This is a genomic window from Serratia sp. TSA_7, from assembly GCF_052692135.1.
Window position 1 is genome coordinate 1,008,742 of sequence record NZ_JBQZFU010000001.1, and the last position, 24,192, is coordinate 1,032,933.

At 57.4% G+C, this 24,192-nt stretch carries 19 protein-coding genes; 5 read left to right on the plus strand and 14 right to left on the minus strand.

The window, feature by feature from the left end; genetic code table 11:
- Positions 1 to 9: 9 nt before the first annotated feature.
- From ACUTQW_RS04935 to ACUTQW_RS04945, 3 genes are all read right to left on the minus strand, one after another.
- Positions 10 to 1,347 carry an LLM class flavin-dependent oxidoreductase gene (locus ACUTQW_RS04935; RefSeq protein ID WP_006325144.1) on the minus strand — a complete coding sequence of 446 codons (1,338 nt, stop codon included), beginning with the start codon at positions 1,345 to 1,347 and terminating at the stop codon, positions 10 to 12.
- Positions 1,348 to 1,364: 17 nt separating this feature from the next.
- Positions 1,365 to 2,684 (minus strand): MmgE/PrpD family protein, encoded by a 1,320-nt coding sequence (locus ACUTQW_RS04940; protein WP_445654814.1) that lies wholly within the window; start codon positions 2,682 to 2,684, stop codon positions 1,365 to 1,367.
- Between the two features lie 229 nt (positions 2,685 to 2,913).
- On the minus strand, positions 2,914 to 3,801 hold the full coding sequence (locus ACUTQW_RS04945; RefSeq protein WP_006325146.1) for a LysR family transcriptional regulator: 888 nt from the start codon (positions 3,799 to 3,801) through the stop codon (positions 2,914 to 2,916).
- 120 nt (positions 3,802 to 3,921) lie between these two features.
- Between ACUTQW_RS04945 and ACUTQW_RS04950 the strand changes: the two genes are divergently transcribed.
- Both ACUTQW_RS04950 and ACUTQW_RS04955 read left to right on the plus strand, forming a co-directional pair.
- The gene (locus ACUTQW_RS04950; protein ID WP_064798809.1) at positions 3,922 to 5,082 is read left to right on the plus strand and encodes a serine hydrolase domain-containing protein; all 1,161 of its coding nucleotides are present in this window, start codon (positions 3,922 to 3,924) and stop codon (positions 5,080 to 5,082) included.
- On the plus strand, positions 5,079 to 6,254 hold the full coding sequence (locus tag ACUTQW_RS04955) for an MFS transporter (protein ID WP_006325148.1): 1,176 nt from the start codon (positions 5,079 to 5,081) through the stop codon (positions 6,252 to 6,254). Before ACUTQW_RS04950 ends, ACUTQW_RS04955 begins: the two co-directional genes overlap by 4 nt.
- A 108-nt stretch (positions 6,255 to 6,362) precedes the next feature.
- On the opposite strand, the gene ACUTQW_RS04960 is transcribed toward ACUTQW_RS04955, so the two are convergent.
- Complete coding sequence (locus tag ACUTQW_RS04960; RefSeq protein ID WP_006325149.1) at positions 6,363 to 6,773, minus strand: Exc2 family lipoprotein; 411 nt, start codon at positions 6,771 to 6,773, stop codon at positions 6,363 to 6,365.
- Positions 6,774 to 7,102: 329 nt separating this feature from the next.
- On the opposite strand from ACUTQW_RS04960, the gene ACUTQW_RS04965 reads away from it, so the two are divergent.
- Positions 7,103 to 8,518 carry an MFS transporter gene (locus ACUTQW_RS04965; RefSeq protein ID WP_006325150.1) on the plus strand — a complete coding sequence of 472 codons (1,416 nt, stop codon included), beginning with the start codon at positions 7,103 to 7,105 and terminating at the stop codon, positions 8,516 to 8,518.
- Here ACUTQW_RS04965 and ACUTQW_RS04970 read toward each other — a convergent pair.
- From ACUTQW_RS04970 to ACUTQW_RS04985, 4 genes are all read right to left on the minus strand, one after another.
- Positions 8,493 to 9,050 (minus strand): dihydrofolate reductase family protein, encoded by a 558-nt coding sequence (locus ACUTQW_RS04970; RefSeq protein WP_020439005.1) that lies wholly within the window; start codon positions 9,048 to 9,050, stop codon positions 8,493 to 8,495. The genes ACUTQW_RS04965 and ACUTQW_RS04970 overlap by 26 nt on opposite strands.
- Positions 9,047 to 9,448 (minus strand): VOC family protein, encoded by a 402-nt coding sequence (locus ACUTQW_RS04975; RefSeq protein WP_006325164.1) that lies wholly within the window; start codon positions 9,446 to 9,448, stop codon positions 9,047 to 9,049. Before ACUTQW_RS04975 ends, ACUTQW_RS04970 begins: the two co-directional genes overlap by 4 nt.
- A gap of 84 nt (positions 9,449 to 9,532) precedes the next feature.
- On the minus strand, positions 9,533 to 10,780 hold the full coding sequence (locus tag ACUTQW_RS04980; RefSeq protein WP_235196178.1) for an LVIVD repeat-containing protein: 1,248 nt from the start codon (positions 10,778 to 10,780) through the stop codon (positions 9,533 to 9,535).
- Positions 10,781 to 10,789: 9 nt separating this feature from the next.
- Entirely contained in the window at positions 10,790 to 11,863 is a 1,074-nt protein-coding gene (locus ACUTQW_RS04985; RefSeq protein ID WP_004944331.1) for a sugar ABC transporter substrate-binding protein, read from the minus strand.
- 222 nt (positions 11,864 to 12,085) lie between these two features.
- Between ACUTQW_RS04985 and ACUTQW_RS04990 the strand changes: the two genes are divergently transcribed.
- Complete coding sequence (locus ACUTQW_RS04990; RefSeq protein ID WP_235196179.1) at positions 12,086 to 13,174, plus strand: oxidoreductase; 1,089 nt, start codon at positions 12,086 to 12,088, stop codon at positions 13,172 to 13,174.
- 178 nt (positions 13,175 to 13,352) lie between these two features.
- Here ACUTQW_RS04990 and ACUTQW_RS04995 read toward each other — a convergent pair whose 3' ends face one another.
- Positions 13,353 to 14,378: an SDR family oxidoreductase gene (locus ACUTQW_RS04995; RefSeq protein WP_321159801.1), complete on the minus strand. Its 1,026-nt coding sequence runs from the start codon at positions 14,376 to 14,378 to the stop codon at positions 13,353 to 13,355.
- A 121-nt stretch (positions 14,379 to 14,499) separates the two neighbouring features.
- On the opposite strand from ACUTQW_RS04995, the gene ACUTQW_RS05000 reads away from it, so the two are divergent.
- Positions 14,500 to 15,117 (plus strand): TetR/AcrR family transcriptional regulator, encoded by a 618-nt coding sequence (locus ACUTQW_RS05000; RefSeq protein WP_064799943.1) that lies wholly within the window; start codon positions 14,500 to 14,502, stop codon positions 15,115 to 15,117.
- 23 nt (positions 15,118 to 15,140) lie between these two features.
- On the opposite strand, the gene ACUTQW_RS05005 is transcribed toward ACUTQW_RS05000, so the two are convergent.
- The 5 genes from ACUTQW_RS05005 to ACUTQW_RS05025 form a co-directional block, all read right to left on the minus strand.
- Positions 15,141 to 16,568: a hypothetical protein gene (locus ACUTQW_RS05005; protein ID WP_445654815.1), complete on the minus strand. Its 1,428-nt coding sequence runs from the start codon at positions 16,566 to 16,568 to the stop codon at positions 15,141 to 15,143.
- The gene (locus ACUTQW_RS05010; protein ID WP_006325181.1) at positions 16,549 to 18,462 is read right to left on the minus strand and encodes a hypothetical protein; all 1,914 of its coding nucleotides are present in this window, start codon (positions 18,460 to 18,462) and stop codon (positions 16,549 to 16,551) included. Before ACUTQW_RS05010 ends, ACUTQW_RS05005 begins: the two co-directional genes overlap by 20 nt.
- A 10-nt stretch (positions 18,463 to 18,472) precedes the next feature.
- Positions 18,473 to 20,128 (minus strand): hypothetical protein, encoded by a 1,656-nt coding sequence (locus tag ACUTQW_RS05015; protein ID WP_006325182.1) that lies wholly within the window; start codon positions 20,126 to 20,128, stop codon positions 18,473 to 18,475.
- Positions 20,129 to 20,141: 13 nt separating this feature from the next.
- Positions 20,142 to 21,977, minus strand: coding sequence for a hypothetical protein (locus tag ACUTQW_RS05020; RefSeq protein WP_006325183.1), 1,836 nt, complete (start codon positions 21,975 to 21,977; stop codon positions 20,142 to 20,144).
- A gap of 67 nt (positions 21,978 to 22,044) precedes the next feature.
- Positions 22,045 to 24,186: a hypothetical protein gene (locus ACUTQW_RS05025; protein ID WP_020439010.1), complete on the minus strand. Its 2,142-nt coding sequence runs from the start codon at positions 24,184 to 24,186 to the stop codon at positions 22,045 to 22,047.
- Between the last annotated feature and the right edge of the window lie 6 nt (positions 24,187 to 24,192).

The following is a 24,192-nucleotide window of genomic DNA, read 5'->3' on the forward strand; positions in this document are numbered from 1 at the left end:
CCCTGCAGATTAAGCCGATTTTACGTTGGCGAAGTTGATTGCCGGTTCCGGCAGGCCCAGGTTTTCACGCAGGGTTGAATAGTGATATTCCTCGCGGAACAGGCCACGGCGGCGCAGCTCCGGTATGACCAGCTCGACGAACAGCTCCAGCTGATTTGGCAGTACGGCGGGCATGATGTTAAAGCCGTCGGCGCCTTGCTGTTCCAGCCACAGCTGGAAGTCATCGGCGATCTCTTCGGCGGTGCCGACCACCACGCGGTGTCCGCGCGAGCCTGCCGCTACCGCAGCCAGTTCCCGCAGCGTCAGGTTTTCCCGCGCGGCCAGATCGGTCAGCAGTTTCACCCGGCTTTGGCCGCCTTCGGTTGCGCCAACATCCGGCACCGGGCCATCGAGCGGGTAGTCGCTCAGATCGAAGCCGAAGCGGGCGGAAAGCTGCTCGATGCCGTTATCGATATCCACTAACTGATTCAACTGATACCAGGTCTCCTGCGCTTCAGCCTTGGTGCGGCCGATAATCGGCATCACGCCCGGCAGGATCAGCAGGTGATCCGGGTTGCGGCCGGCATCGGCCACGTACTTTTTCTGACTGCGGTAAAACGCCTGGCCTTCCTCCAGCGTGGCAGCGGCGGTAAAGACTACCTCGGCGGTTTCCGCCGCCAGCTGCTGCCCGGCCGGTGAAGAGCCGGCTTCGATAATCACCGGGCGGCCCTGTGGGGAGCGCGAAATATTCAGTGGCCCCTGAACCGAAAAGTGTTTGCCCTTGTGGTTGGCCGCATGAATTTTGTCGTCGATGGCGTAGATGCCCTGTTGTTTGTCACGCACGATGGCGTCTTCTTCCCAGCCGTCCCACAGCTTGTAGCTGGCTTCGAGGAACTCGCGCGCCACTTCGTAACGTTCGGCGTGCGAAGGCAGATCGTCACGGCTGAAGTTGCGTGCGGCATCGCTGGAAAAGGACGTCACCACGTTCCAGGCTGCACGGCCGTGGCTGATATGGTCGATGGACGCCATGGCGCGCGCCAGATGGAAGGGTTGGTCGAAGGTGGTGGAGGCGGTGGCCGCCAGCCCGATATGGCGAGTATTGACCGCCAGCGCCGCCAGCAAGGTCAGCGGCTCCAGACGCGACATCGTCGAAGGCAAACGGTGTACGCTGGTGGCCAGCGCGTCGCCGACGAAGAACATGTCAAAGGTGCCTTCTTCGGCTTTTTGGGCGATCCAGGTGAACCAGTCGATATCGGTCGGTGATCCGCTGGCGCCTTCTGCGCGCCAGCCGCCGACATGGTGCCCCAGGGCTTGAACAAACAGGCCGAGACGTAATTGACGCGATGGTGTTGAAGGTGAAGCACTCATAATTAGTCCTCTATTTATTATTGATTTAATAATGCAATTAACCGTGCCGTCGCGCCGGGCTGCGCCAGTGCGCAGTCGCGAACCACGCGGTCGCCGTCCAATTGCGGCAGCAGTTGCAGGATGCTGCGCAGCTTGGCTTCGACGTCCGTTGGGCGGGCGGCGGTTTGTTTTCTGGTGACAATGTCACTAAATTGGCGGCCGTCGTGCAGCGTCAGCGTCACGCGATGGAAACGCAGTTCCGGATCCAACTCATCAGGCGGAGCAGAAAGGTCGGCATGCCGTTCCACCCGCGCCGCCAGTGCGGCAATTATCGGGTCGACGGGGTTTTCACCGTAATGCATCAGCGGCACGGCACCGCTGTACAGTGCATCGGCGATCACGTATTCCAGGCTGAAACGCGCTTCGACGCCGTTTACCGGGCGGCGAATATGGGGAGCGGTATCCGCGCCGGGCGGGAAACTGACCTGAATGCGGCTGATGGCGGCAGGCATCTCGTCGGCGGTAATACCTTGTTCGAGCAGGTTTTCACGCAGGGCGAAGGCGGCTTCGGCCGCGCTGTGGGTGCCGCCGCAGGTTGGGTAACGTTTAAACTCCAGGCCCGGTTGCAGGATGCGCCACGGCGCGCCCCAATCTGCAGTCAGCAGAGCCGGCCGCTGCCGGCCGTCACCGTGGGAACTGAACAGGCTGTCAATCACGCCTTCCGGCTGGCCGGCAAAGCCCGCCTGCGCCAGCAGCACGGCATTGACCGCCGCGCGCGCCGCCAATCCGGCGTGCAGCGGTTTGGCGGCAGAACCGAACTGGCTGCGCAGCCCGGCGGCCTGGGTAGCCGCCAGGCCGAGTGCAATCTGCGTCTGGTGCGGGGTCAATCCCAAATAGCGTGCGGCGGCTGCACTGGCGGCTACCGTGCCCAGAGTCGCGGTGCTGTGGAAACCCAACTGATAATGCTGGGTTCCGGCCGCCAACCCCAATCGCCCGGCGGCTTCTACCCCTATCGCATAGGCGCTCAACAGAGCGGTGGCATCGTCGCGATCGTCGGTCAGCGCCAACAAGGCAGAGAGCACCACCGTGGTCGGGTGGCCGCGTAGCGCAGGGTGGTAATCGTCGAAATCCAGCGAGTGGCTGACGTAGCCAAAATACAAGGCACGGTTCTCAGCGCCGATCGGCGGGAACACCGATTTCACCGCCGCCAGCCCGGTATCGCTCAGCGCGCCGTGGACGATCGGCAACGCGCAGGCAAAGTAGTCCATCAGGCCGCGACGAGCGGCTGACAGGGCGAGAGCATCAGGCTGGGTATCCAGCACCAGACGGGTAAATTGTGCGGTTATTTGCGATGACAAGAGTATAAACCCTGATTTTTTATGCGGTTATGGGCCGGCCTGCGATTCAGGTTTTATTGTGTGGTGATTTTCCTTGCCCCGAAAGAACGAACGAGACTTTCATATTTCAAAATGGAATATCATAGACAGAAGCTAATGCGGTGAGGCCCGCCGGCAGGCACTGTGGTTGCTGGCTTAGCTGATTTTGTGCAAAGCAAAGCCGGAATTGCTCTTAAGCCGCGTTGCGCCGTTAAGCCGGAAACAACCGTTCGCTCAGCAGATCGATAAACACCCGCAGTCGGGGAGCCAGGTGCTTGCTGGAGGGCCAGAGAATTTTAAAGCTGCCGGTATGGTGGCTGTGCTCGCCGAGAACCTGCTGCAACCGTTGCCCGGCCAGCGCCTGTTTCACGGCGAAGTCGGGCAGGCAGGCGATGCCCTGGCCCTGTTCCGCCAGATAAATCAGCGTATCGACGGTATTGCACACCACGCTGGTCCGCAGACCTTCGCCGAGGATTTTGTCCCAGTCCGCCACCGGCCAGCTTTCGACTTTTCCGGTGGTGGGGAATTTATACAGCAGGCAGGCGTGTTGGCGCAGATCGGCCGGCTGTTGCGGAATACCCGCCTGGCGTAAATAGCCGGGTGCCGCCACCAGTTGCAGGTGGAAGGTGCCCAATTGGCGGCTCATCAGCCGGGAATCTTCGGTTTCTCCGACGCGGATCACCGCGTCAAAGCCTTCCTCAATCACTTCAACCCGGCGATCGGAGAAATCCACCTCCAGTTCAATCTGCGGATATTGACGGATAAACTCCGCCAGCACCGGATTAAGCAGGCTGCCCACCAGGGGCAAACTGACGCGTAATTTACCGCGTGGCGCACTGCGGGTATCGCTCAGTTCCTGTTCCGCCGCCGCCATTTCGCCGAGGATCCGCTGGCAGCGCTGCAAGAAAAGCGTGCCTTCCGCCGTCAGCGTCATGCTGCGGGTGCTGCGGTGAAACAGCCGCACGGCCAGGCGTGTCTCCAGCCGGGCGATGCTTTTGCCGATAGCCGAAGCGGAGACACCCAGCACGCGGCCTGCCTCGACAAAACTGAGTGTTTCGGCTGCCTGAACAAAGGCCGAGACGCCTGCCAGATTATCCATGTTCTTCCCCTATTGCGGACGCCAGCGTCCAGTATGAAGGGAAATCTAGCCTGTTTTTCCGTTAATCACCACACTCTATTCTCGGTAGCTACAGAATTACTGTCTACTGGAGTGTGACCTATGAGTGAATACAAGCTGGCTGCCCAGGCTATTGATAAGGCCATTGATCGGGCGCTGGAGGAAAAACGGCTGGTTGGGGCGGTGGTGTTGGTGGCGCAGGGCGGTGAGGGGGTTTATCGCCGTGCGGCGGGCATGGCGGACCGAGAGGCCGGCAAGCCAATGGCTGCCAACGCGCTGTTCCGGCTGGCTTCGGTCTCCAAACCTATCGTTTCCACTGCCGCGCTGGTGTTAATGGCGCAAGGGCGTTTGGGGTTGGAGGACCCGGTGACGCGCTGGTTGCCGGCTTTCCGGCCGCGCACCGCCGACGGGCACGAACCGCCAATGACGGTGCGTCATCTGATGACCCACACCGCCGGGTTGAGTTACCGGTTTTTCCAGCCGGAACAGGGGTTCTATGCCCAGGCGGGCGTCTCCGACGGGATGGATGATGACCGGCTCAGCCTGCAAGAGAACCTGCGGCGCATTGCTTCGGCCCCGCTGTTGGCGGCACCGGGAACCGAGTGGCGCTATTCGATTGCTACCGACGTGCTGGGCGCCGTGATCGAGCAGGCCAGCGGCTTGCCGTTAGCGGAGGCGGTGGCGCAGTTGGTGACCGGGCCGCTGGCGATGCACGACACCGGTTTTACCGCCACGGATGCGCAGCGGTTGACGGTGGCTTATGCCAACCACCACCCCGAACCCCGGCCGTTGCAACAACCCGATCGTTTACCTTTTATCGAGGATACGGCCGGTTTTAACCTGTCCCCGGCGCGGGCGTTAGAGGCTGGCGCCTATGCCTCCGGCGGCGCAGGCATGGTGGGCTCCGCCGAAGATTTCTTGCGGCTGTTGGAAACCTTGCGCCAGGGCGGCGCGCCGCTGCTGCCAACGGAGTGGGTAACGGCGATGACCAGCAACCAGATAGGCGATCTGCCGATGCCGTTCTGGCCAGGGCGCGGCTTTGGTCTGGGGATCACCCTGCTGAAAGATCCGCAGGCGGCGCAGACGCCGGAATCGATCGGCACCTGGCGTATGGGCGGCACCTACGGCCATTCCTGGTTTGTCGATCCCGCGCGCCAACTCAGCGTGGTGGCCTTCACCAATACGGCGCTCGAGGGGATGGCGGGGGCATTTGTCGGCGAACTGTGCCAGGCGGTGTATGACGGGTTGGGAGAGCCGCGATGAAGATCCTGCCGCCGATTTTTTTCATCGCGCTGGGGCTGTTCGGCGTTTACTGCATCGAGTTTGGCGTGGTGGGCATTTTGCCGTTGATCATTGCGCGCTACGGGGTTTCAACCGCGCAGGCCGGGTGGCTGGTCGGTCTGTTTGCCGTGACCATCGCTTTGCTGGGGCCGTTGCTGGTGCTGCTGGCTTCGCGCTTCAACCGCAAGCGGATGCTGTTGATTTCGCTGGCCGTGTTCTCGTCGGTCAGCGTACTGTCGGCTTATGCCGCCAGTTTCAGCACCCTGATGATCCTGCGTATCCTGCCGGCGCTGTTCCACCCGATTTATTTTTCGCTGGCGATGGTGGCCGCGGCGTCGTTGTACCCCAAACAGCAGGTGACCCGGGCGACCGCCAATGCGTTTATCGGCACCAGTATGGGCATGGTGCTGGGGATCCCGCTGACCCACTGGATCGCCGGTCAGTTCAGCTATGAAGCCTCTTTTCTGTTCTGCGCGTTGGTTAACCTGCTGGCGGGCGTCGGCTTATTTTTCCGCCTGCCCGACGCCGCCACACAAAAACTTAGCTACGGCAAACAGTTGGCGATATTGCGCAGCGGCGCGCTGTGGCTGAATATTGCCGCCTGCGTGCTGATTTTTGCTGCCATGTTCTCCGTTTATGCCTACGCTACCGAATACCTGAGCCGACAAACCGCCATTCGCGAGCCGATGGTAGGTATCCTGCTGGTGATTTTTGGCGCAGGCGGGGTAGCCGGTAACCTGTTGGCCGGTAAGTTGCTGAACCGGAACCGGGTAGCGACTACGTTACTGCACCCGATAGTGTTGGCGGTCGCCTATCTGCTGCTGTACCGCTACGGCAGCGCGCAGACGGGGCCGATGATCGCGCTCTGCCTGTTCTGGGGTGCAGCGCACACCAGCGGCCTGATCGTGACCCAGATCTGGCTGACATCCGAAGCGCCACAGGCACCCGAGTTTGCTACCGGGCTGTATATCGCCTTTATCAATTTGGGCGTGGCGGTCGGTTCGGTGGTCAGCGGGTGGTTTATCGATGCGTTGGGCCTGCAGGGCAGTATTCTTTGCGGTGGGCTGTTCGCTGCGCTGGCGGCAGTGACGATTGCGGTTAAGGTTGGGCTTTATCCACGGGGAACTGCCGTGGCGAGCGAGGGTATGGCGTGATCATGGTTACTGCGCAGTGAGTACGGAAGCCGGATAAATCATTAATCGCCGCTGTGAATACCCACGGTGGCGATTAATTCCCTGCATGTTACCGGCGGGGGGAAGTTATTATAAACCGTTATAACCATCCCAATAAGCGCCCGTGGCTTCTTTCGTAAAGACAGTATAAATCTTTTGATTGGGATCAATTTTGTAGGTTTTATTCAATACGATGTTATTAAGTTCAAGTTGGCTTTTAAATTTTTCGCTGGATAAATAATCGGCTTTTGCTTTGGCCTCCGCCAGGGATAAATGGGCGTTGCGGTCGCATTTGCCTTGCTGGTAGAACTGATCAAACGTCGGCGTGCTGGCCTTGATGCTGTCTTGAACCAACGTCCTGATTTGAGAATCGTTTTCGTTTGAGATTTGGTAAATATAGTGCGAAGCGTGTTTTTCGGCGGGGCTTTTTGCTGCACATGCGGCCAACATGAGGCAACCCAATGCCAACGCGCTGGCATTCACTCTTTTATTGCATTCCATTACCTTTCCTTTTGATAATTTCAAATAGAGCGAGGATACGAAAATAATGCTAACAGAACCCTTTTGTTTTCGTCAATAAATAAAGGCCGGCAGTTAATTGCAACGTCGCTCTATTTATTTGAGTTATTATTCTGTTGCTAGTCTGTTTTATAGTGCGCTAATTATATCCGGGAAAGAATTGCTTTCGGGAAATATGATGCCTATATCCAGTCCAGGTTATCGCAACCCAGATATGGCGTCGGATGCACTGGTAAACTGCATTTGCTGCGCCTTCCGCCTTATCAGGCGATGACATAGGCTGCTGACAGGTTCTTTCAGGAGGCAGCAACATGAAGTTTACAGTTAAATCCGGCGGCGCAGATCCAAGGTGGATCCTCGTCAGTCTTTCTCTTTCGATGCTGCTCTCGTCGCTGGGCACCAGCATCGCCAACGTCGGTTTGCCTACGCTGGCACAGGCGCTCAACACCTCTTTCCAGGCGGTACAGTGGGTGGTGATCGCCTATCTGCTGGCCATCACCACCTCAATTATCGCTTTGGGGCGTCTGGGCGACAGGATTGGCAGGCGGCGGTTGCTGCTGGCGGGCATCGCGCTGTTTACCTTTGCGTCTGTGCTGTGCGCTGTTGCACCGAACATCGGGCTGCTGTTCGCAGCGAGGGTTACTCAGGGGCTGGGGGCGGCAGTCATGATGGCAATGACCATGGCATTGGTAGGCGAGACCCTGGGTAAAGACAGCACCGGCCGGGCGATGGGGCTGCTCGGCACTATGTCCGCCATCGGGACTGCGCTTGGACCTTCGCTGGGGGGCGCGCTGATTTTTGGTTTTGGTTGGCGGGCGATGTTTCTGATCAATCTGCCGGTGGGCCTGCTGGCGTTTATTCTTGCTTACCGTTACCTGCCGACTCCGGCTCAGGCACCGCAAAAGGAGCGGGCCAGGTTTGATTACCCCGGTACCTTGTTGCTTGGGCTGACGCTGGCCAGCTATGCGCTCTCCATGACGCTGGGGCGCGGCGATTTCGGTTGGCTTAATCTGCTGCTGCTACTGTGTGCCGCATTGGGGATCGGGTTGTTTGTTTGGGTGGAGAACCGCACTGTATCGCCGTTGATTCACCTGGCTATGTTCCGTCAGCCGGGGCTGAGCGCCGGGCTAACGATGAGTCTGCTGGTGATGGCGGTGATGATGACTACGCTGGTAGTGGGGCCGTTTTACCTGACGCACGGCCTGGGGTTGGCGGTTGAACAGGCGGGGTTGGCGATGTCGGCAGGGCCGATTACCGCTGCGGTGGTCGGCGTGCCGGCCGGCCGGTTAGTGGACAAGCTGGGGGCGCAAAAGATGACGGCCGTGGGTTTGGTTATCCTGGCCACCGGCGCCGGTGCCATGTCGATGATGTCGATAAGGCAAGGGGTTCTGGGGTACGTGGCGCCGCTTTGCGTGATCACCCTTGGCTATGCGTTGTTTCAGGTCGCCAATAATACCGCGCTGCTTAAAGACGCTACCCCCGAGCGGCGCGGGCTGATTTCCGGCATGATAAACCTGTCGCGCAACCTTGGGTTGATCACCGGTGCCTCCGCCATGGGCGCACTGTTTATGTTTGCCTCGAACACGGCAGATATCAACGTCGCCGAGGCTGCCGCCGTGACCGCGGGTATGCATTTCACCTACGGAGCGGCGGCGTTGCTGGCGCTGGCCGCATTGGGCATTGCCCTCGGCGGCCGGGCGCTTAGGGTCCGCTATTCGGCGCAATGACGGCGTAACGTTCCTGCACGAATCCGTTGTCGGAATGCATCGCGGCGATCAGGCGCAGCTGTTGCTCTGTACCCACGGCGCCAAACAGCGGTATGCCGGAGCCCAATAACAGCGGAACGCGCGTAATGGTCAGTTCGTTAATCAAGCCGGCCTGCAGGAAACGCTGCACGCAATTGCCGCCATCGATATACAAATGTCGGTATCCTTCATTCGCTAACCGGGCGACGATTGACTCAGGAGCGCCAGCCTCCCGCCTTACGCTGTTTTGCAGGTGAGGCGGGATGTCGAGCGCGGATGACGACAAAACGATCACCGGCAAGGCGCCATAAGGCCATTCGGGGAAAGCGCTCACCTTTTCATAGGTATTGCGCCCCATCACCAAGGCATCGACGTCGGCAATAAATTCCTCGAAACTCAGCCCGTTGAGCAAGGATACGGCGTATTCAGGCCGCAGCAGCCAATCGATATCGCCGTCGGCTCTGGCGATAAAACCATCCACGCTGGTGGCGATGTATACCGAGCATTTCATCACAGCAAGTCCCCGCGATAGGCGATATGGATCTTGTTGCCGTCCGGGTCGCGCAGGTAAGCGCCAAAATAGCCTTTACCGTAATTCGCGCGCTCGCCGGGTTCCCCCTCGGCGCTGCCGCCTGCCGCCAGGCCTGCGGCATAGGCTGCCAGCACTTGATTCTCATTGTCGGCGGTGAATGCCACCATGCTGCCATTGCCTGCGCTGGCGGGGTGACCGTTATACGGCTCGTAGGCGTAAAATCGCGGCAAAGTCAGCCCCGGTTTGATCCAACAACGCGCGGCAGGGCCGCCATCGGGCGTTACCGGCCGTTGTATTAATCCCAGCGGCAGCAAAATGGCATCGTAAAATTCTGCGGCCTTGTCCAGATTGCTGACGCCTACGGTGATATGGCTAAACATCTCTTCTCCTTGTTCCGGGGTCTATTGCCTGTTCATTCATACTATCCCAAACAGACAAAAAGCCGGCATTGCGCCGGCCAATTTTCACCCCAGATACTCGATAATGGACAGACCGCCGTTGTAATCCGTGCTGTAGATAATGCCCTGGGCGTCGACAAACACGTCGCAGGACTGGATCACCTGCGGGCGGCCCGGGCGTTTATCCATCATGGTCCGCGGTGCGGCGGGCACCAGCGCGCCGGTTTCTTTCGGCTGATAAGGGTTGCTGATGTCGTAGGCGCGGATGCCGGCATTTTGGTAGGTGGCAAAAATCAGCGTCGAGCTGACAAAGCTGCCGGGGCGGTTCTCATGCAGATTATGCGGCCCGAAGTGCGCGCCCTTGCTGACGTAATCCCGTTCATTCGGCTGCGGGAAGGTGGAGATGCTTACCGGGTTGGCCGGCTCGCGGATATCAAACAGCCAGATCAGCTTTTCGCCGTCCTCCTGGTTGTCGAGCACCGCCTCATCCAGCACCACCAGCAGATCCCGCTCCGGCAACGGCAGCGCGGTGTGGGTGCCGCCGCCAAAGGGCGGGCTCCAGTTGCGGTGGGCGATAAGCTGCGGTTGGTTGCGATCGCGGATATCCAACAACGTCAGCCCGCCGTCGCGCCAACTGGCGTAAGCGGTGTCGCCGCTGATAATGGCATGGTGCAGGGCGTAGCGTTTGCCCTCCGACCAGGTTGGCGTCTCGCCTCCGGCGCTGTGCATGCCCGGCAACCACCAGCGCCCGGCGATTTGCGGGTTGCGCGGGTCCGCCAGATCGACAGTCAGAAAAATATAATCGCTGTAGCCGTCAATCAGGGCGGAAACGTACGCCCATCGCCCACCGACATACCAGATGCGGTGCACGCCGATGCCCTCCAGCGCCAGAAAACCGATTTCCTGTGGCCGCTCCGGCGTGGAGATATCGAAAATACGTACCCCGGCGCTCCAGCCGCGGGCGTCGTTGCCTGACACCGTCTGGCTGATGGCGCGGGTGTAATAGACCTTTTCGTCGGCAAAACGGGCGTCGGCAAACAGGTCACGTGCGTTGATCACCAACAGCAAATCGTCATGCGCCTGCAAATGCACGTTCCAGGTGCCGGGCGGCGCAGGGACGAAGCCGACGGCGCGCGGGTTTTTCGCATCGCGCACGTCGACGATGGAAAACCCCTGCGACACCATATGGCCGATGTAGGCGTAGCCCCGGTGAACCATCACCTGTACGCCATCGGGCCGTCCGCCCTGGTCGCTGTGGCCAATCAGCCGCATGTTGCGGCTGTACTCGGGTTGGGGAAGCGGTTGCGATGCCATGAACCTTCCTTATTTTTTAGCCTGTTGCGCTTCAAGCGTGGCGAACCACGGCGCAACGAAATCGTCCGATTTGCCCCAACCAGGGATCACCTTGGCCAGCGAGGCGACGTTGGTGGCTTCCGGGTGGCTCAGCAGCAGCGCTTGCGGAATGGCGGCGGCTTTAAACTCATAGGTTGCCGGGGTTTTCTCGCCGGCGATTTTGTTGGCCACAAGGCGCAGGTTAACGGCGCCGATCAGCTTGGGATCGACCGCCACGCTGAGTTTCCAGGCGCTGCCCTTGGCACGCATCAGCGCCAGATCCTGGTTCGAGATATCAATGCTGTAGAGTTTGATTTCGGTGCGGCCATTTTCCTGCAACGCTTTGTACGCGCCCTGGCTAAAGGCGTCCCAGGTTCCCCAGATGGCGTCGATTTTGCCTTTGGGGTACTTGGCCAGGATCGCGCCGATCTTGTTGGCCGTATCGCCCTGAACGTCGGAAGACACCGCGCCGATAGACTCAAGCTCTTTGATGCCGGGCTGGTCGCGCAGCAGTTTCTGGTACTGCGCCTGGCGCCGCTCCATCGGCGGGAAACCGGCAACCCAGAGTTTGACGATATTGGCTTTGCCGTCGAAGTCTTTCACCAGTTGGCCGAAGGAGAGATCGGTTAATGATGCGTCGTCCTGCTGGCTGACGGTAACGCCCGGGATCTCGCCCTGAACCGCGGTATCAAAGGCCGCCACCGCAATACCGCTGTCGGCAATGCGCTTGAGCAGAGCGGTTGAGTAAGGATCGCGCCCCTGCGACAGAATAATGCCGTCGTATTTCTGGCTGATCGCCTGATTGACGAAGTCCTGGAATTTGGCATCGTCGCCGTTGGTCAGAAAGGTGTTGACCTGAAACCCCAGTTTGCGGCCTTCCTGCACCGCCCCGGTGACGAACTGCGTGGTATTGTCGTCCGAGCCCAGATTGCGGATCACCGCAATGCGGATCGGGCCCTGATGGTTGGCGATCGCCGCAGGAACCGGTGCGGCAGTGGGGGCGGAGAAAGCGGGAAACACGGCGAACAGGCTTAACGCCAGTAATGAGGTGTTGAACAGTTTCATTAAGTTTTACCCTGCGTGGTTAAGCATCATTAAAAAACGGGAGGACAATTCATCGTCACCATTGGAATGGTTTTTTTTACCGGCATGAATTGAGGCAGCCAGTTTCCACGGCGGCCGGGCGGATGACAATGAACGAAAAATCATAAGCTAATGCAAAACAGTATTAGTCATCGGCTTTCCCGTCTCTATGATGGCAACAGCAAACAAAATAAGGACTTGAGCATGAGTGATACCCACATTCGCGTGGTCGCCGGCCCCGCCAACTATTTTGCTTTCCCCGGTGCGATTGGCCGATTGGCGCAGTTTTATTCCCCGCAGCAGTTGGGTAACGCGCTGTGGATTTATGGCGAGCGTGCGCTGGCGGCCGCCAAACCCTGGTTACCAGAGGTGTTTGACGCGCCTGAAGCCCGCAGGGTGTTGTTCAACAGCCATTGCAGCGAAAGCACGGTGCAAAGCATCGTGCAACAGGCGGGGGCGGAGCGGCAGGTGGTGATTGGCCTTGGCGGCGGCGCGGTGCTCGATACCGCCAAAGTGGTGGCCCGCCGGTTGGGTCTGCCGGTGGTGGCGATCCCGACCATTGCCGCAACCTGCGCCGCCTGGACGCCGCTTTCGGTCTGGTATAACGATCAGGGGCAGGCGCTGCGCTACGAAATTTTCAACGATGCAAATCATCTGGTCCTGGTGGAGCCGGAAATTATCCTGCGTGCGCCGAAGGCGTATTTACTGGCGGGCATTGGCGATACGCTGGCGAAATGGTACGAAGCGGCGGTGCTCAGCCCGCAACCGGAACGTTTGCCGCTAACCGTGCAACTGGGTCTGAATACTGCGCTGACCCTGCGCGACGTGCTGCTCAGCGAAAGCGAAGCGGCGTTGCAGGCGCTGGCGCACGGGCAATTGAACCCACCTTTCCTCAACGTGCTGGAGGCGATTATCGCCGGCGGCGGCCTGGTTGGCGGGTTGGGGGATCGTTACACCCGCATTGCGGCGGCGCATGCGGTGCATAACGGCCTGACCGCCTTGCCGCAGACCGATGCCTTCTTGCATGGCACCAAGGTGGCTTATGGCATTCTGGTGCAAAGTGCCTTGCTGGAGCAGTGGGAAACCGTGACGCAGTTAATCGCGCTTTACCGCCGCCTGGATCTGCCGGTAAACCTGGCCGCATTGGCGGTGGATATTCACGATGACGAGCAGGTTCAGCGCCTGATTGCACGTACATTGCAACAGGGTGAGTCGATTCATTTGCTGCCGGTTGCGCTCAGCGAGGCAAAATTGCGTTCTGCACTGAGTTATGTGGAAGCGCAAGCCGCCTAAATAGCCGCGCCTAAGAGTGCTACAGGGGAGGAGCATGCAGAGCACCGACACGCCGTGAATCCGTCCATGGCGGCTCGTATCGCGCGTCCATGCGCTCAACGGATGCCCCCACCTGTCTCAGGTTCGGGGTGTGGCGGTACTAAACTAAACCGGGGGAAAGGGCTTTCCCCCGGTTCGATTAGCTTTCAGCGGCGTGATTACGCAACCACGTCACCGTATCGCCGATGGTTTGTTCTACCGGCCGGAATGTCAGGCCCAGTTCCCGTTCGCTTTTGGCATGATTGAAATGGGAGCGGTTGGCCTCTTTGACCATCAAACGCACCGTCGCCAGGCTGAGCAATATCGGCTTGCCGCTGAGGCGGGCGTAAGCTTCCTGCAGCGCGGCGATGATATAGAGCAGCGGTAACGGCAAGGTACGCTTTGGCGTTTGAACTCCGGCTATCTTGCCCAGCAGCGGCACCAGTTGCTGCATGGTCATATGCCGTCCGGCGGCCAGGTAACGTTCTGCGCGTCGGCCGCGCTCGGCTGCCAGGATCATCGCCAATGCCACATCTCGCGCGTCAACCACTGAAAAACTGCCCGGCACCAGACCCGGCAATTTGCCGTTCATCACGTCATTGGCCAACTGGCCGGAAGAGGTGGGGCCAAGATCGGCCGGGCCCCACATCCAACCCGGCAGGACCAGGCTGCCGTTCATATCGGGGTGGCTTTGCAGAAACGCCAGTACCACCTCGTCAGCCAGAATTTTACTGCGGTAATAATCATCGGCATCCTCCGAACGACGCAGACAGGTTTCGTCTATCGGCATGCCCGGTTCACCGTTGAGCACCGCAATGGAGGAGGTATGAACAAAACGGCGTATGCCTGCGCGGTATGCCTGTTCCAACAGGCGCTCCGTGCCGTCGACGTTGATCGCTTTCAGTTCGGGCCAGTGGCTGCCGCCCTTGTAGTTGTCGCGAAAATAAGCGGCGGTATGAAACAGTACGTCACAGCCTTGCAGATGCGCGGCAAAGGCGGCCACATCGGTCATATCACCGGCAATCAACTCAACGCCTTCGACGGAACCGAACTGCCGGCGGCCTTTTTCCAGCGAGCGTACCAGCGCTTTGACGTGGCAGCCTTTTGCAATCAACTCTCTGACCAGATTATTGCCGAGCAACCCGGTGGCACCGGTGACAAAAGCCGTTTTCATGTTCATCATCATTAAAATCTTAAGTGAGTTTCAAAGTTCATATGATATCTTAATCTAGTGGGGTGCATTTAAAATATCAAGTGATATCTTAAATGCGTATCTATGACGCCAAAGCAGCCTAAAGTCGAAGAAAATGAAGACAGAAAAAAAGCGGTTAACCCGCGAAGAAAGCCAGCAGCAAACCCGTGAGCAGTTGCTTGAAACCGCACGCCAATTGTTTGTCGCCGGCGGTTACGGCGGTACCTCAATCCGGGATATCGCCAGCCAGGCCGGGTATTCCCAAGGGGCGTTTTATTCCAACTTTGCCTCCAAGGAGGCCTTGCTGCTGCAACTGTTACAACGCCATATGGAAGCGGAGGCCACGCAACTCACTGCGCTGGCTCAAAGTGATATCGATACCCCGGAGCGAGTGTTGACGGCGCTGGAGGCTTGGGCGGCAACCCTGAATCTGGAGGCTGACTGGTGCATGCTGTCGGTTGAGCTGCAGTTGCACGCGAAACGCAGCCCGGCCTTCGCCGTGGAGTACAAAAGTATCTGGGACGTGCATCAGGCCAAAATCGGCGCGGTGATCGGTTCACTGTTTCAACGGGTGGGCAAAGCGCCGCCGGCGGATCAAAACGAACTGGCGGCGGCCTTTATGGCGATGGCGCATGGGCTGGCTTTGCAGAAGACCGGCACCGGCGCCGATCCCTCCGGCAAATTGATCATGCTGTTTCTGCGCAGCCTGCTGTTTGCGCCATCGGCAACCTGAAATGTCTATCGCAGGCGCGCCGTTCACGGAACGTAAATGATTTCAAAACTCGAGGTTTTGTCGTAATGGGGCGTCATGCCCCCGTCGACGTAATAGACTTGCAGATCATAATGATAAACCAGCTTTTTATCCGGATTGAGGATCAGTTCCAATACCGAGATCTTCACGTTGACCGAATGAGCGGGATGGTCTTTATCCAACTCGACGGTTTGATTGTCGATATTCACCAGAATACGCTTGATCGGACGCGGGCCTGAGGGATCGTAAGCACCGCTGTCGCTCCTGAATTCAACGGTTTTGTTGATGTCTACCGGGGCGGACTGTTTGATGAATTCCCGTACTTTGCTTTGGTATTTGGCGTCCAGCGCGAGCAGCACCGGGAGGTTGTCCGGGTTAAAGCCGACGAATTGCACCGTCAGATAGCCCTTGAGCAACAGGTTTTGCGGTGAGCGGCCAAATAACGCATCCCAGATCAACGCAAACTGTTGGGCGGGCAGCGTGAAGGAGTCTACGATGCCGCTTTGCAGGTTGATCAGCGCATTTTTCTCCTCGGTTTTTCCATCGGGCAAGCCCAATTGCAGCTTCAGCGTGTCGGCATTGGCGAACGGCGCCAGCTTGCCGTCCAACTGCGTTTGCGCAAACTGTTCAGCGGCATCGGCGATGCGCGCCTGGTTTACCTTGGGTGAGAGAAAATAATCGAAGGTCACTTTGACATCGTCCAGCGACGTCGCGTGTTCTGCGGCGGTGAAGGAAATCGACAGCATGGGTTTGTCGTCGTCGGCGGCATTGGTGGCCAGCAGGAAGGTATCCGGCAGATAGTAAAGGTAATTTTTGCGGACATAGTCCTGATAATAGTTGTACCACACGTCCTTGTAAGGCATTGGGGTGAGAATCAGTTGCAGACGCGGTGGCGGCGGCACAATGCCCTGGTAAATATAAGGGTAATAGTTCTCGGCAAAATAGAAAATTTTAGGCGAGGTAATGGTGTTGAGAATGCCGTGATCGGTGACGATGGCCACCACCAGCGTGGTTTGCGCGTCGTAATCCGACAGGGCGCGCAGCAGGGCGTCGCGCTGTTCCAGCCGATCCAGATCCAACTGCGCGTGGTAGCGGTTTTCCGTGGCGGTCAGCAACACTTTATTGAATATCATTTCGTCGACGTTGCCGAAGGTACTGAAGGTCAGCACCACATAGGGGACTTGCGGTACCTGCCTGCTCAGTGCGAAATCCAGCGTCATGCTCCAACTGGTGCCGTCGGTACTGGTGGCGATCTGGTAACGGGTTTCCCCCGAAACGATCTCGGTGCAGACCTCTGCGGCCAGATCCTCTGCCAATGTGGCCGGCGCGGCGCGATAGCGCAACCGTTTTGCCTCGGCGTCTGGAAACTGTTCGCGCGCGTTGTCCAGAATGATTTTGTTCAGTGTGACCAGATCATTGAGAAAGGTATTCATGGCTATCCTCAGTGCGATGGGTGTGGGCCAGAGATCTGAATGGGTTCAGGCAGGCCGAGGTCCAAAGGAAGCGCCCGTCATGCCGCCGGTAAAGCGGGCTTTCCAACCGGTCGGCGGGCCGTTGCCAGCGGGCCAAAGCGTCAATCACGGGCGTGAGTTGCGGGATCCCGCGCTGTCTGGCGTATTCCAGGGCGACGCGCCATTCGTGGGGATGAGCGTAATAGGGCGTCAGGGTGCTAAGCCTGTCGTAGTACTTGCCGCACCACTGCACGGCCCGGTTCAGCATCTGAAGAATACGCAGGTAGGCCGGTGCCACAACGCCGGTTTCAGCCTTTAGCGTATTGAGCAAGATCAGTGCGTTGGTATTTACGCAGCAATCCAGTTGGCGGATGTCATTGTCGTCCTTCATCCAGGTATGAAAACTTTGGCACTCCGCCCACTGATGTTGCACGGCCGCCAGGCGGGGATCGACCCGGCGGACCTGATAAGCGTTCATGTGCGCAACGGTCTGCCTGAGCTGCGCCAGCGAAATGCGGCCGAACTTGTAAAGCAGTTCGGTAATGATGGCGGTGTCGTCAATGTCTGCGCAGATGCTTTGGTTCGCCATCCATGCAGGATGGGCTGCGGTTGGCCAAAAGCTGAAATGGAACGGCCGGGTTTCGCAGGCGATTAAAAAATCGAGCGCCTTCTCGATATAAGGCGCGGTCTGCGGGGTGTACTTCAGGGTTCGCAACACCTGGGCGGTGACGAAGGCATTTTCATCCCGATGCCAACGGCCATCCGGCGTTCTGACATGGGAAATAAAGGCACCGCTGGCGCACTGCTGCTCAAGCAATGCCGTCAGGTTGGGGCGGACGTCACTCACCGCTGGGGGGGCCGTTCTCAGTGGCAACACCTCGAATTGCGTGTTTTGCGGGCTGAAAGTACAGCTGATGCCGTGACGGCCCTGCATATCAACCGAAAAACCGACCACGTTGAACTGCAACGGGACCTGCGCGGCCATCGCCCGTTGCAGCAAGGGCAGGGTGTGGCCGCTTTGTGCCGACAGCGCTTGCACGGCAGGAAATACCCGCTGGTTATCGCCAAAGAAACCGGGCGCGATGGTGAACAGCGTAAAACTCTCCAGTGCGCCGTTTTGGTCATAGGCCAGGCTAAAACCGTAGGTGGTGGGTGGGAAGCCTTCGTCACTCAACGTGTGTTGCAGTGCGCTATCCAGCAGGGGCGTTAGTGCCGCAAGCCATCCCTCGCAGCCGAAAAAGGCCATGACAGCCGCAATATCTGCGTGGGTGATCAATGCGCTGTGCCATTGAAAGTAATATTCGCGCGGTGAGGCAGGCAGTTCCGGGTAATAGCCGACCATCAGCAACGACAAACCTGCCTGTTGGCAACCGGCAACCGGGTAATCCGCCGCGCCGCCAGGCCATGCGGACGCGTCGGGCACTTCGGAATACACTTTGAACTTGACGGCATCCGGCGCATATTTTCGCCCCAGCCAAGAGCCAAATCGCAGCGGCTGCGTACTTTCGCGCTGCATGCGATTGACCGCGTCAAAACTGGCCTCAGCATTGGCGTGCGGGGGAGCGGCGGTGATTCGTTGGCAATGCCGGTAAAAAGCCGCGATCCCGCGATCTTCCGCGTAACGCGGCAAAAAAGGATCCAGCGTGCAGGAAAGCGCCTGCGGTTTAACCGAGGAGACGGTGAACTCAAGCGGGCAACCGTTATACGCCAGCAGGCTGGTATTAAAGGCGGCGGCCAGGCAACCGGAGGCCAGACGCGCCTGGCTGAAACGGGCGATCTCGGGGGCCAGCGTGGTCCGCAGGTAAGGCGCTTCCTGGCACAGGGCGTTTACCAGGGCGTTCCATGCCGCTGGCAATACTGAGTTACGTTCGACCATCGTCAGTCACCTAGGCCACGGTTGGAATAACGATGGCGGGCGGGTTCTCGGTACCGTCACGAACGACGCTGTCGCCGCCGACCAGGAAGTACGTGATTTTATAGCCAACCTTCCAGGGTTTTTCCGTCAGGCAGCGATATTTGAAGGTCTGTTCATCACTTTTGTCTTCGGTAAACAGGTATTTCTTGGTTTTATGGCTTTGCTTGTCATCCAGATAATTCAGCTCGACGATCACCTGATTGTAATTTTCCCAAGAGAATTTCCGGTCGAGGAAGATGGCTATCTCGTTGAAGGTCAACACCGATCCGGGATCCAGGTTCAGCAGGGTTGAGGCCGATGCCGTCTGCGGCTGATAGCTGCTGCTGCCCTCCCAGCCGGATACGGCTGCAGACCTGAAGACAAACTCGCTCTGGATCCGAAACAGTTCATTGCCGTCGCGGCTGCGGGAGATGACCTTGCTCCATTTGCCGTCATCGGCGACAAAAGGATCGGCGGTGTAAACCTGGTTGTTGTACTCTATTTTGAAGGCTGCGGCTTTAATGCCGTACTCGGCAAAACCGTCCGGCCCCAGCACGGTAAAATCGATTCTTTGGAAGAACGGATCGTTGACGTTAACTTCAATAAAGTAGGGCGGTTCTTTTTTTGCCCGCAGGATGTCGCTGCCGATAAAGTTTTGCGGTACCGCAGACTGGCTAAGGGCCTTCGACGAGGTGTAGTTGAAATTCAGGCTCTTGGTTTCTTCGATTCTCACCAGTTTTATTTCCAGCGAGGCGCTCGGGAACAAACCGCCTTTACCGCCTTCTTCGCCGTCTTTACCGCTGGAAATCAGCGAATCCAAAATCGAGTCGCTGGCCGATTTTGCCTGGGTATTGCTGTCGTCATTGGGTTTGAGCGACGCGGTGAAGAAGCTTTTCAGGATCTCCTCTTTAACGAATTGCAGCGCCCATTCCTTTTCCTTCGCCTCCTCTTCGCTCGGCATGCTCTCGGTCACCTTGATGATCAACTTTTGATCCTGTTGCAGTTTCTTGATCACGCTGTCAAAGCCCAACCAAAAACTGGCGGGGGTTTCCACCGGGATCGGGATATTGGCGCCAAATTTAAGATCGAACTCTTTGTAAAGGCTTTCAAACCTGGCCTCGACCTCGACTTTTAACGCCGGGGTGATGCCGGTAAAACTGAGGTTATAGGCCACGGCGGCCGGTGCCTGCGCCTGATTAAACGCCGCTTCGAGGATGACGGCCTGTTCCGGCGTCAGTTTGGCGCTGAAGATGGCGCTGTTATTGCCAAACAGGCTGGGACACTGCGCGCTGATCAACTCGCCGTTGGCACTGCCGACATCAAGCACAAAAAAGTTGACCGTGCCTTTGTCATACGGCACCTGGGCCTTACGGGCGGTTTTGGGATCAACCTTCAGTTTACGCAGGTATTCGTTGAAGGCGCTTTCCAACTGGGCTTCATCGATCGCGGTATTCACCTCAAAGTTAATGTATCCCCCTTGTTGGTCACTGCCATCTCCGGTGTATTTGATCAGTGAAAATACGGGCTTTTCGCCTTGCTGCGCGATATGAATGTCACCGGGCAAATACCAGAACTGGTTGTCATCGGAGTCATCGGCAAAGAAGGTGATGTTGTTGATGGTGGCGGTTCTTGCTCTGAGTAATAACATGGCGTTTCCTTAATTAATTGAGGTTGGCGATATCAATAGCGTCTTGAGCGGTGGCGGTTTGGACATAGTCGGGCTTATCCCCGCCCTGGCCCGGTAGGTAACTGAACCAGATCTCCAGATTGACAATGAGCCGTTCGGGGTCGACCTGGTCGGCGCTGAATCGCTGGGGGGCGTCATCGGATTCGGTAAACTGAAAAATTTGCTGCAGAGGCGGGGTCTCATCGCCGGGCAAATAGGCATAGCTGGCAGACACCAGCACCGACTCCACCTGTTGCCAGTCCATACTGGCAGACAGCGTTAATACTCGCTGGTGATACAAACTGGAGAAAAGATACACATCCTGACTGGTCGGTTCGTTCAGCTCCGCAGAAATATGGGGAGAATTGACGGCGCTGCTGTACTCCTTGGTGACGTCAAATAAGTACTGGTCGGGGTTGGGCAGCATCACCGGGTAGCTGTCCTGCTGCGCCGTCTGGCTAATCTGAAAGCTTTTCGACAGGCTGGATGCCGGCATTCCAATGTGCCTGCAGCGCAGGGTGACCAACACCGACTGGTACCAGCGCCAGTCAAACAGGTTGGCGGCTTTGATGACAAAATCATAGCGGCCGTAGAGCGACTCAATATCCAGATAGACATCGTTCAATTCGGTTTGCAGCGCGCCGGAACTGACCGATCTTACGCCGCCCACCGCCTGGTTGAGGTAGACGGTGAAGTCATACTCGACGGGCCACAACATTTTGCCGGTTTTAGGATCGGTAATGCTCGGTGACCTGAATAGTTTCGGTTTGGTATCGCCTTCGCGAAAGGTGAATTGCTCGCTTTTCGACCCATAACGAAAACGCGCCATCACCAGTTGAATGTTATCGTCCAGCTCGTCGGACAGCAGACTGATCCGGACTTCCCGGTAGGCGAAGAAATCATCCTGCAGATCGTGTTGGCTGATCACCCGATCGGCTTGATAGTCGGTACCGGCGACCAGTTCGGCAAACAAGGCCTGCGGATAAAGCGAGCGTTTGACTACCGTGGTTTCAGTCAGTTTTCCGCTTAAACGTCGTTGGTCAATATCCTCAACCGACAGCCGTTGCAGATAAAACCCGGCCTTTGGCTTGGATTGCTGCGGGACTTCGGCAAATACCGGGGTAAAAAATTCGCTGATCAGGATCTGCGTCAGTTCGGCCGCGGCCTGCTTGAAGTGGCCATCGGGGTCCGTGTCCCTGACTTTAACAGTGACCACTTTTTCGCTGATGAGACGCGACGAGGTTTCTTCGATATCGACGGAAAAAATCAACAGGTTGAAACCGACCGACTCTTGCAGGAACTGATAAACCTGGTCCCAGCGGGCTTCCAGCTCAAAGGTGGCTGGGGGGAGCTGTTGCAGATAGTCAATTTTGTAGCTGATGGCGATCGGCGTGGAGGCCGGCGCGTTCATCAGGCTCGCCAACAGCGCAATATCGGCGTCCGGCGGCAATTTGGCCAGCAGATAGCAGTTCTGTTGCTCACTCAATGAGGTTTTGCTGGTTTGACCGGCGATAAAACCGGGAATGTCCAGCGTGGCGCTGCAGGCAATGGCTTGTAACGGCAATAACAGCGCATCGCGCGGGATATCCGGGCTGGCGTCTGCGGCCTTGCGTGCCGCCTCGGGGCTGCTGGTCAACTGGGTTTGCAGCGACAACATGGCATAGTAAACCGTGGCCGGTTGACGGCTGTTTCTGAATATCTGCAGTTGGACGGCGGGCTGGTTGCCGTCAATAACGCTAATGCCCGGCGCGGCCGCGCAATAATAATAAATCGGCCTGTCCGGGTCGGCTCGGATAAAACAGATGTTCTGCACTACGACCTGAGTGTTCATAGCGACCATTCCATTTTATAAAGGTGAATCAGGGCAAAGCAGCTTTGCCCTGGGGGATCTCAGCGCATCAGAAAGTCACCACCACGATGGTGCTGGTTCCTGTCACCTCCTTCTCGACGGTTTTTTCCTGATTGTCAGCCCCGTAATACACCGTAGCAACGTAATGGATCTTCACCTCATTCTCTTTATCCGCCTGCATCAGGTCGAAGGTCAGATACTGGGTGAGGGACTTTGAGTCAAACTCGGTCAGGGCCAGGGATTGGGATTGCGTAAAGTCCCATTTCGGGTAATACACCACCATTTCATAGGTGATCAGAGAGATCTCTTTCTGGGTCGGTTTGAAGATAATGGTGTACTTCTGCGATTTCGGCAGGGCATTGGCGACCAGGATCTGGTGGCCACGGATCAGCCCATAGCCCGGTAGCTGCGGGCTGGTCTCAACGCCGCTGGGGATATAGGTCAGGCTGTCACCATCCAGGGCATAGTAATCGGTGGAGAAATAAATCGGTTTATCCACATCGACGCCAATCGGGTAAATAAAGGGTTGAGGCGGGGTCGACTCACTGACTACCTGGCTGTTGGTCTTGAGTTTGACGCCCTTATCCGGATCGGAATATTGCGTTTTGATCACCACCTGGCTGAAAACTTTCCAGCCCATAGGATCGAGCAGCGTAGCAATGTCGGCATAAACGATGCCGCATTCGGCCACGTTGATGGAGATAATCAGATCCTGATCGCTCTGAAGTTCGCCAGAGTGGTAGGGCTTGGCCTGCATACCGGTGAAGTTGACGGTATAGGAATATTTAAATGCACGGCCCAGCTCGGGTTTGATAAACCACTTGCCGGTTTTTTTCGCCTCGCTGTCGCCAGGGGAAAACTGCAGAGTGCTCTGATTGTCTTTGTCGTAGATGGCGGTTACCACGATATTGGCCACGTTGTATTTCGCCAGGTCCTGAGTGACAAAAAACTCGGGCTGAATGTACTGATAGAAAGGATCGTTGAGATCGTACTCTTTAAAGTAATCTTTCAGATTGGCTTCGCCGACGATGGATTGGATAGACGGCAGCTGGGTCTGGGGGGCGATGGAGAAAGAGACCACCGAGTTTTCCTCATAGACGCGGGTAAAACTTTTGGTTTCGCTGAGGCTGGATTTGAATTTATCAAAGCCGTCGGCGTCATTAAGCAACTCGAGGCTCATGTCCAACCCGGTTTGGCTACTTAAAATCTGCTCTACCTGTTTTTGCCCCCAGGCGGCCAGCCCCTCTTTCCATTTATTGTATTGTTCCTGCGTCATGCCCATTTCATCGTAAGAGAGCCCGGTCTGAACATCGACCTTGATCGCGCCTTTTTCGATATATTCGCGTTCAATTTTTTTCTCATCGGCCGACCAGGTGTGGTAGCTGATATCTTGCGTTACCGATTTGGTGATCTCGCTATCGTAGCTGACGGTGACTTTGGCCGCCGGCAGGGAAGCATCCAGATTGAAATCGAAGCGAATGCCTACGCTGGAGTTCGTATCGGTGCCTTTCAACACCTGTTCGAACAGGGTGGCGCCTTCGCCCGTGAGTGAAAGGCTGAAAACGGTGTTGTTATCCCCCAGGCCTGATGGCGATACCGTGGTAGGGATTTGGCGATAGAATTTCTCGTTGCTGTCCAGAATCAATGAAGCCTGTGCCGAGGTGAGTCTCGGGACTTCCAGCTTGATTTTTGTTGGCGTCAATTCAAGCACGAATTGGTCATTGCCTTGGTTGCTGTCATATAACGCGACAAATCTTGCAGCCTGATCGTCATTTAAACCGGTATTGCGCAACGCGGTATCCATGGCTGCTTTTTTGGTCGCATTTTCGGGATCGGCCACCGAGGCCTGCTCGGCTTGAACATACTTGACGATCAGGGTGGATTTCGCGAGCAGCGGCTTTTTAAGCTCGCCGAGCAACTCGATGCTGATCTTGTCTTTCATCTCCGAATCAGGCTGCGGCAGCATGACGGTAAATTGCGCATAGCCGCCCTGGGTGTCTTCACTGCGATACTTGTAGAACATGAAATAGGGGCTTTTGGGATCCCTGGCGACAAACACCGGGATCTCAGGCACCACATAGTAAATATTCTTATCAATGCTGTCGCCATAACAGGTAAAGGCATATTCCTTAATACCCAGATACTTATCCGTGGCGATCTTGACCGATTGCTGCAAAGCGGTGGTTAACATAGGGAA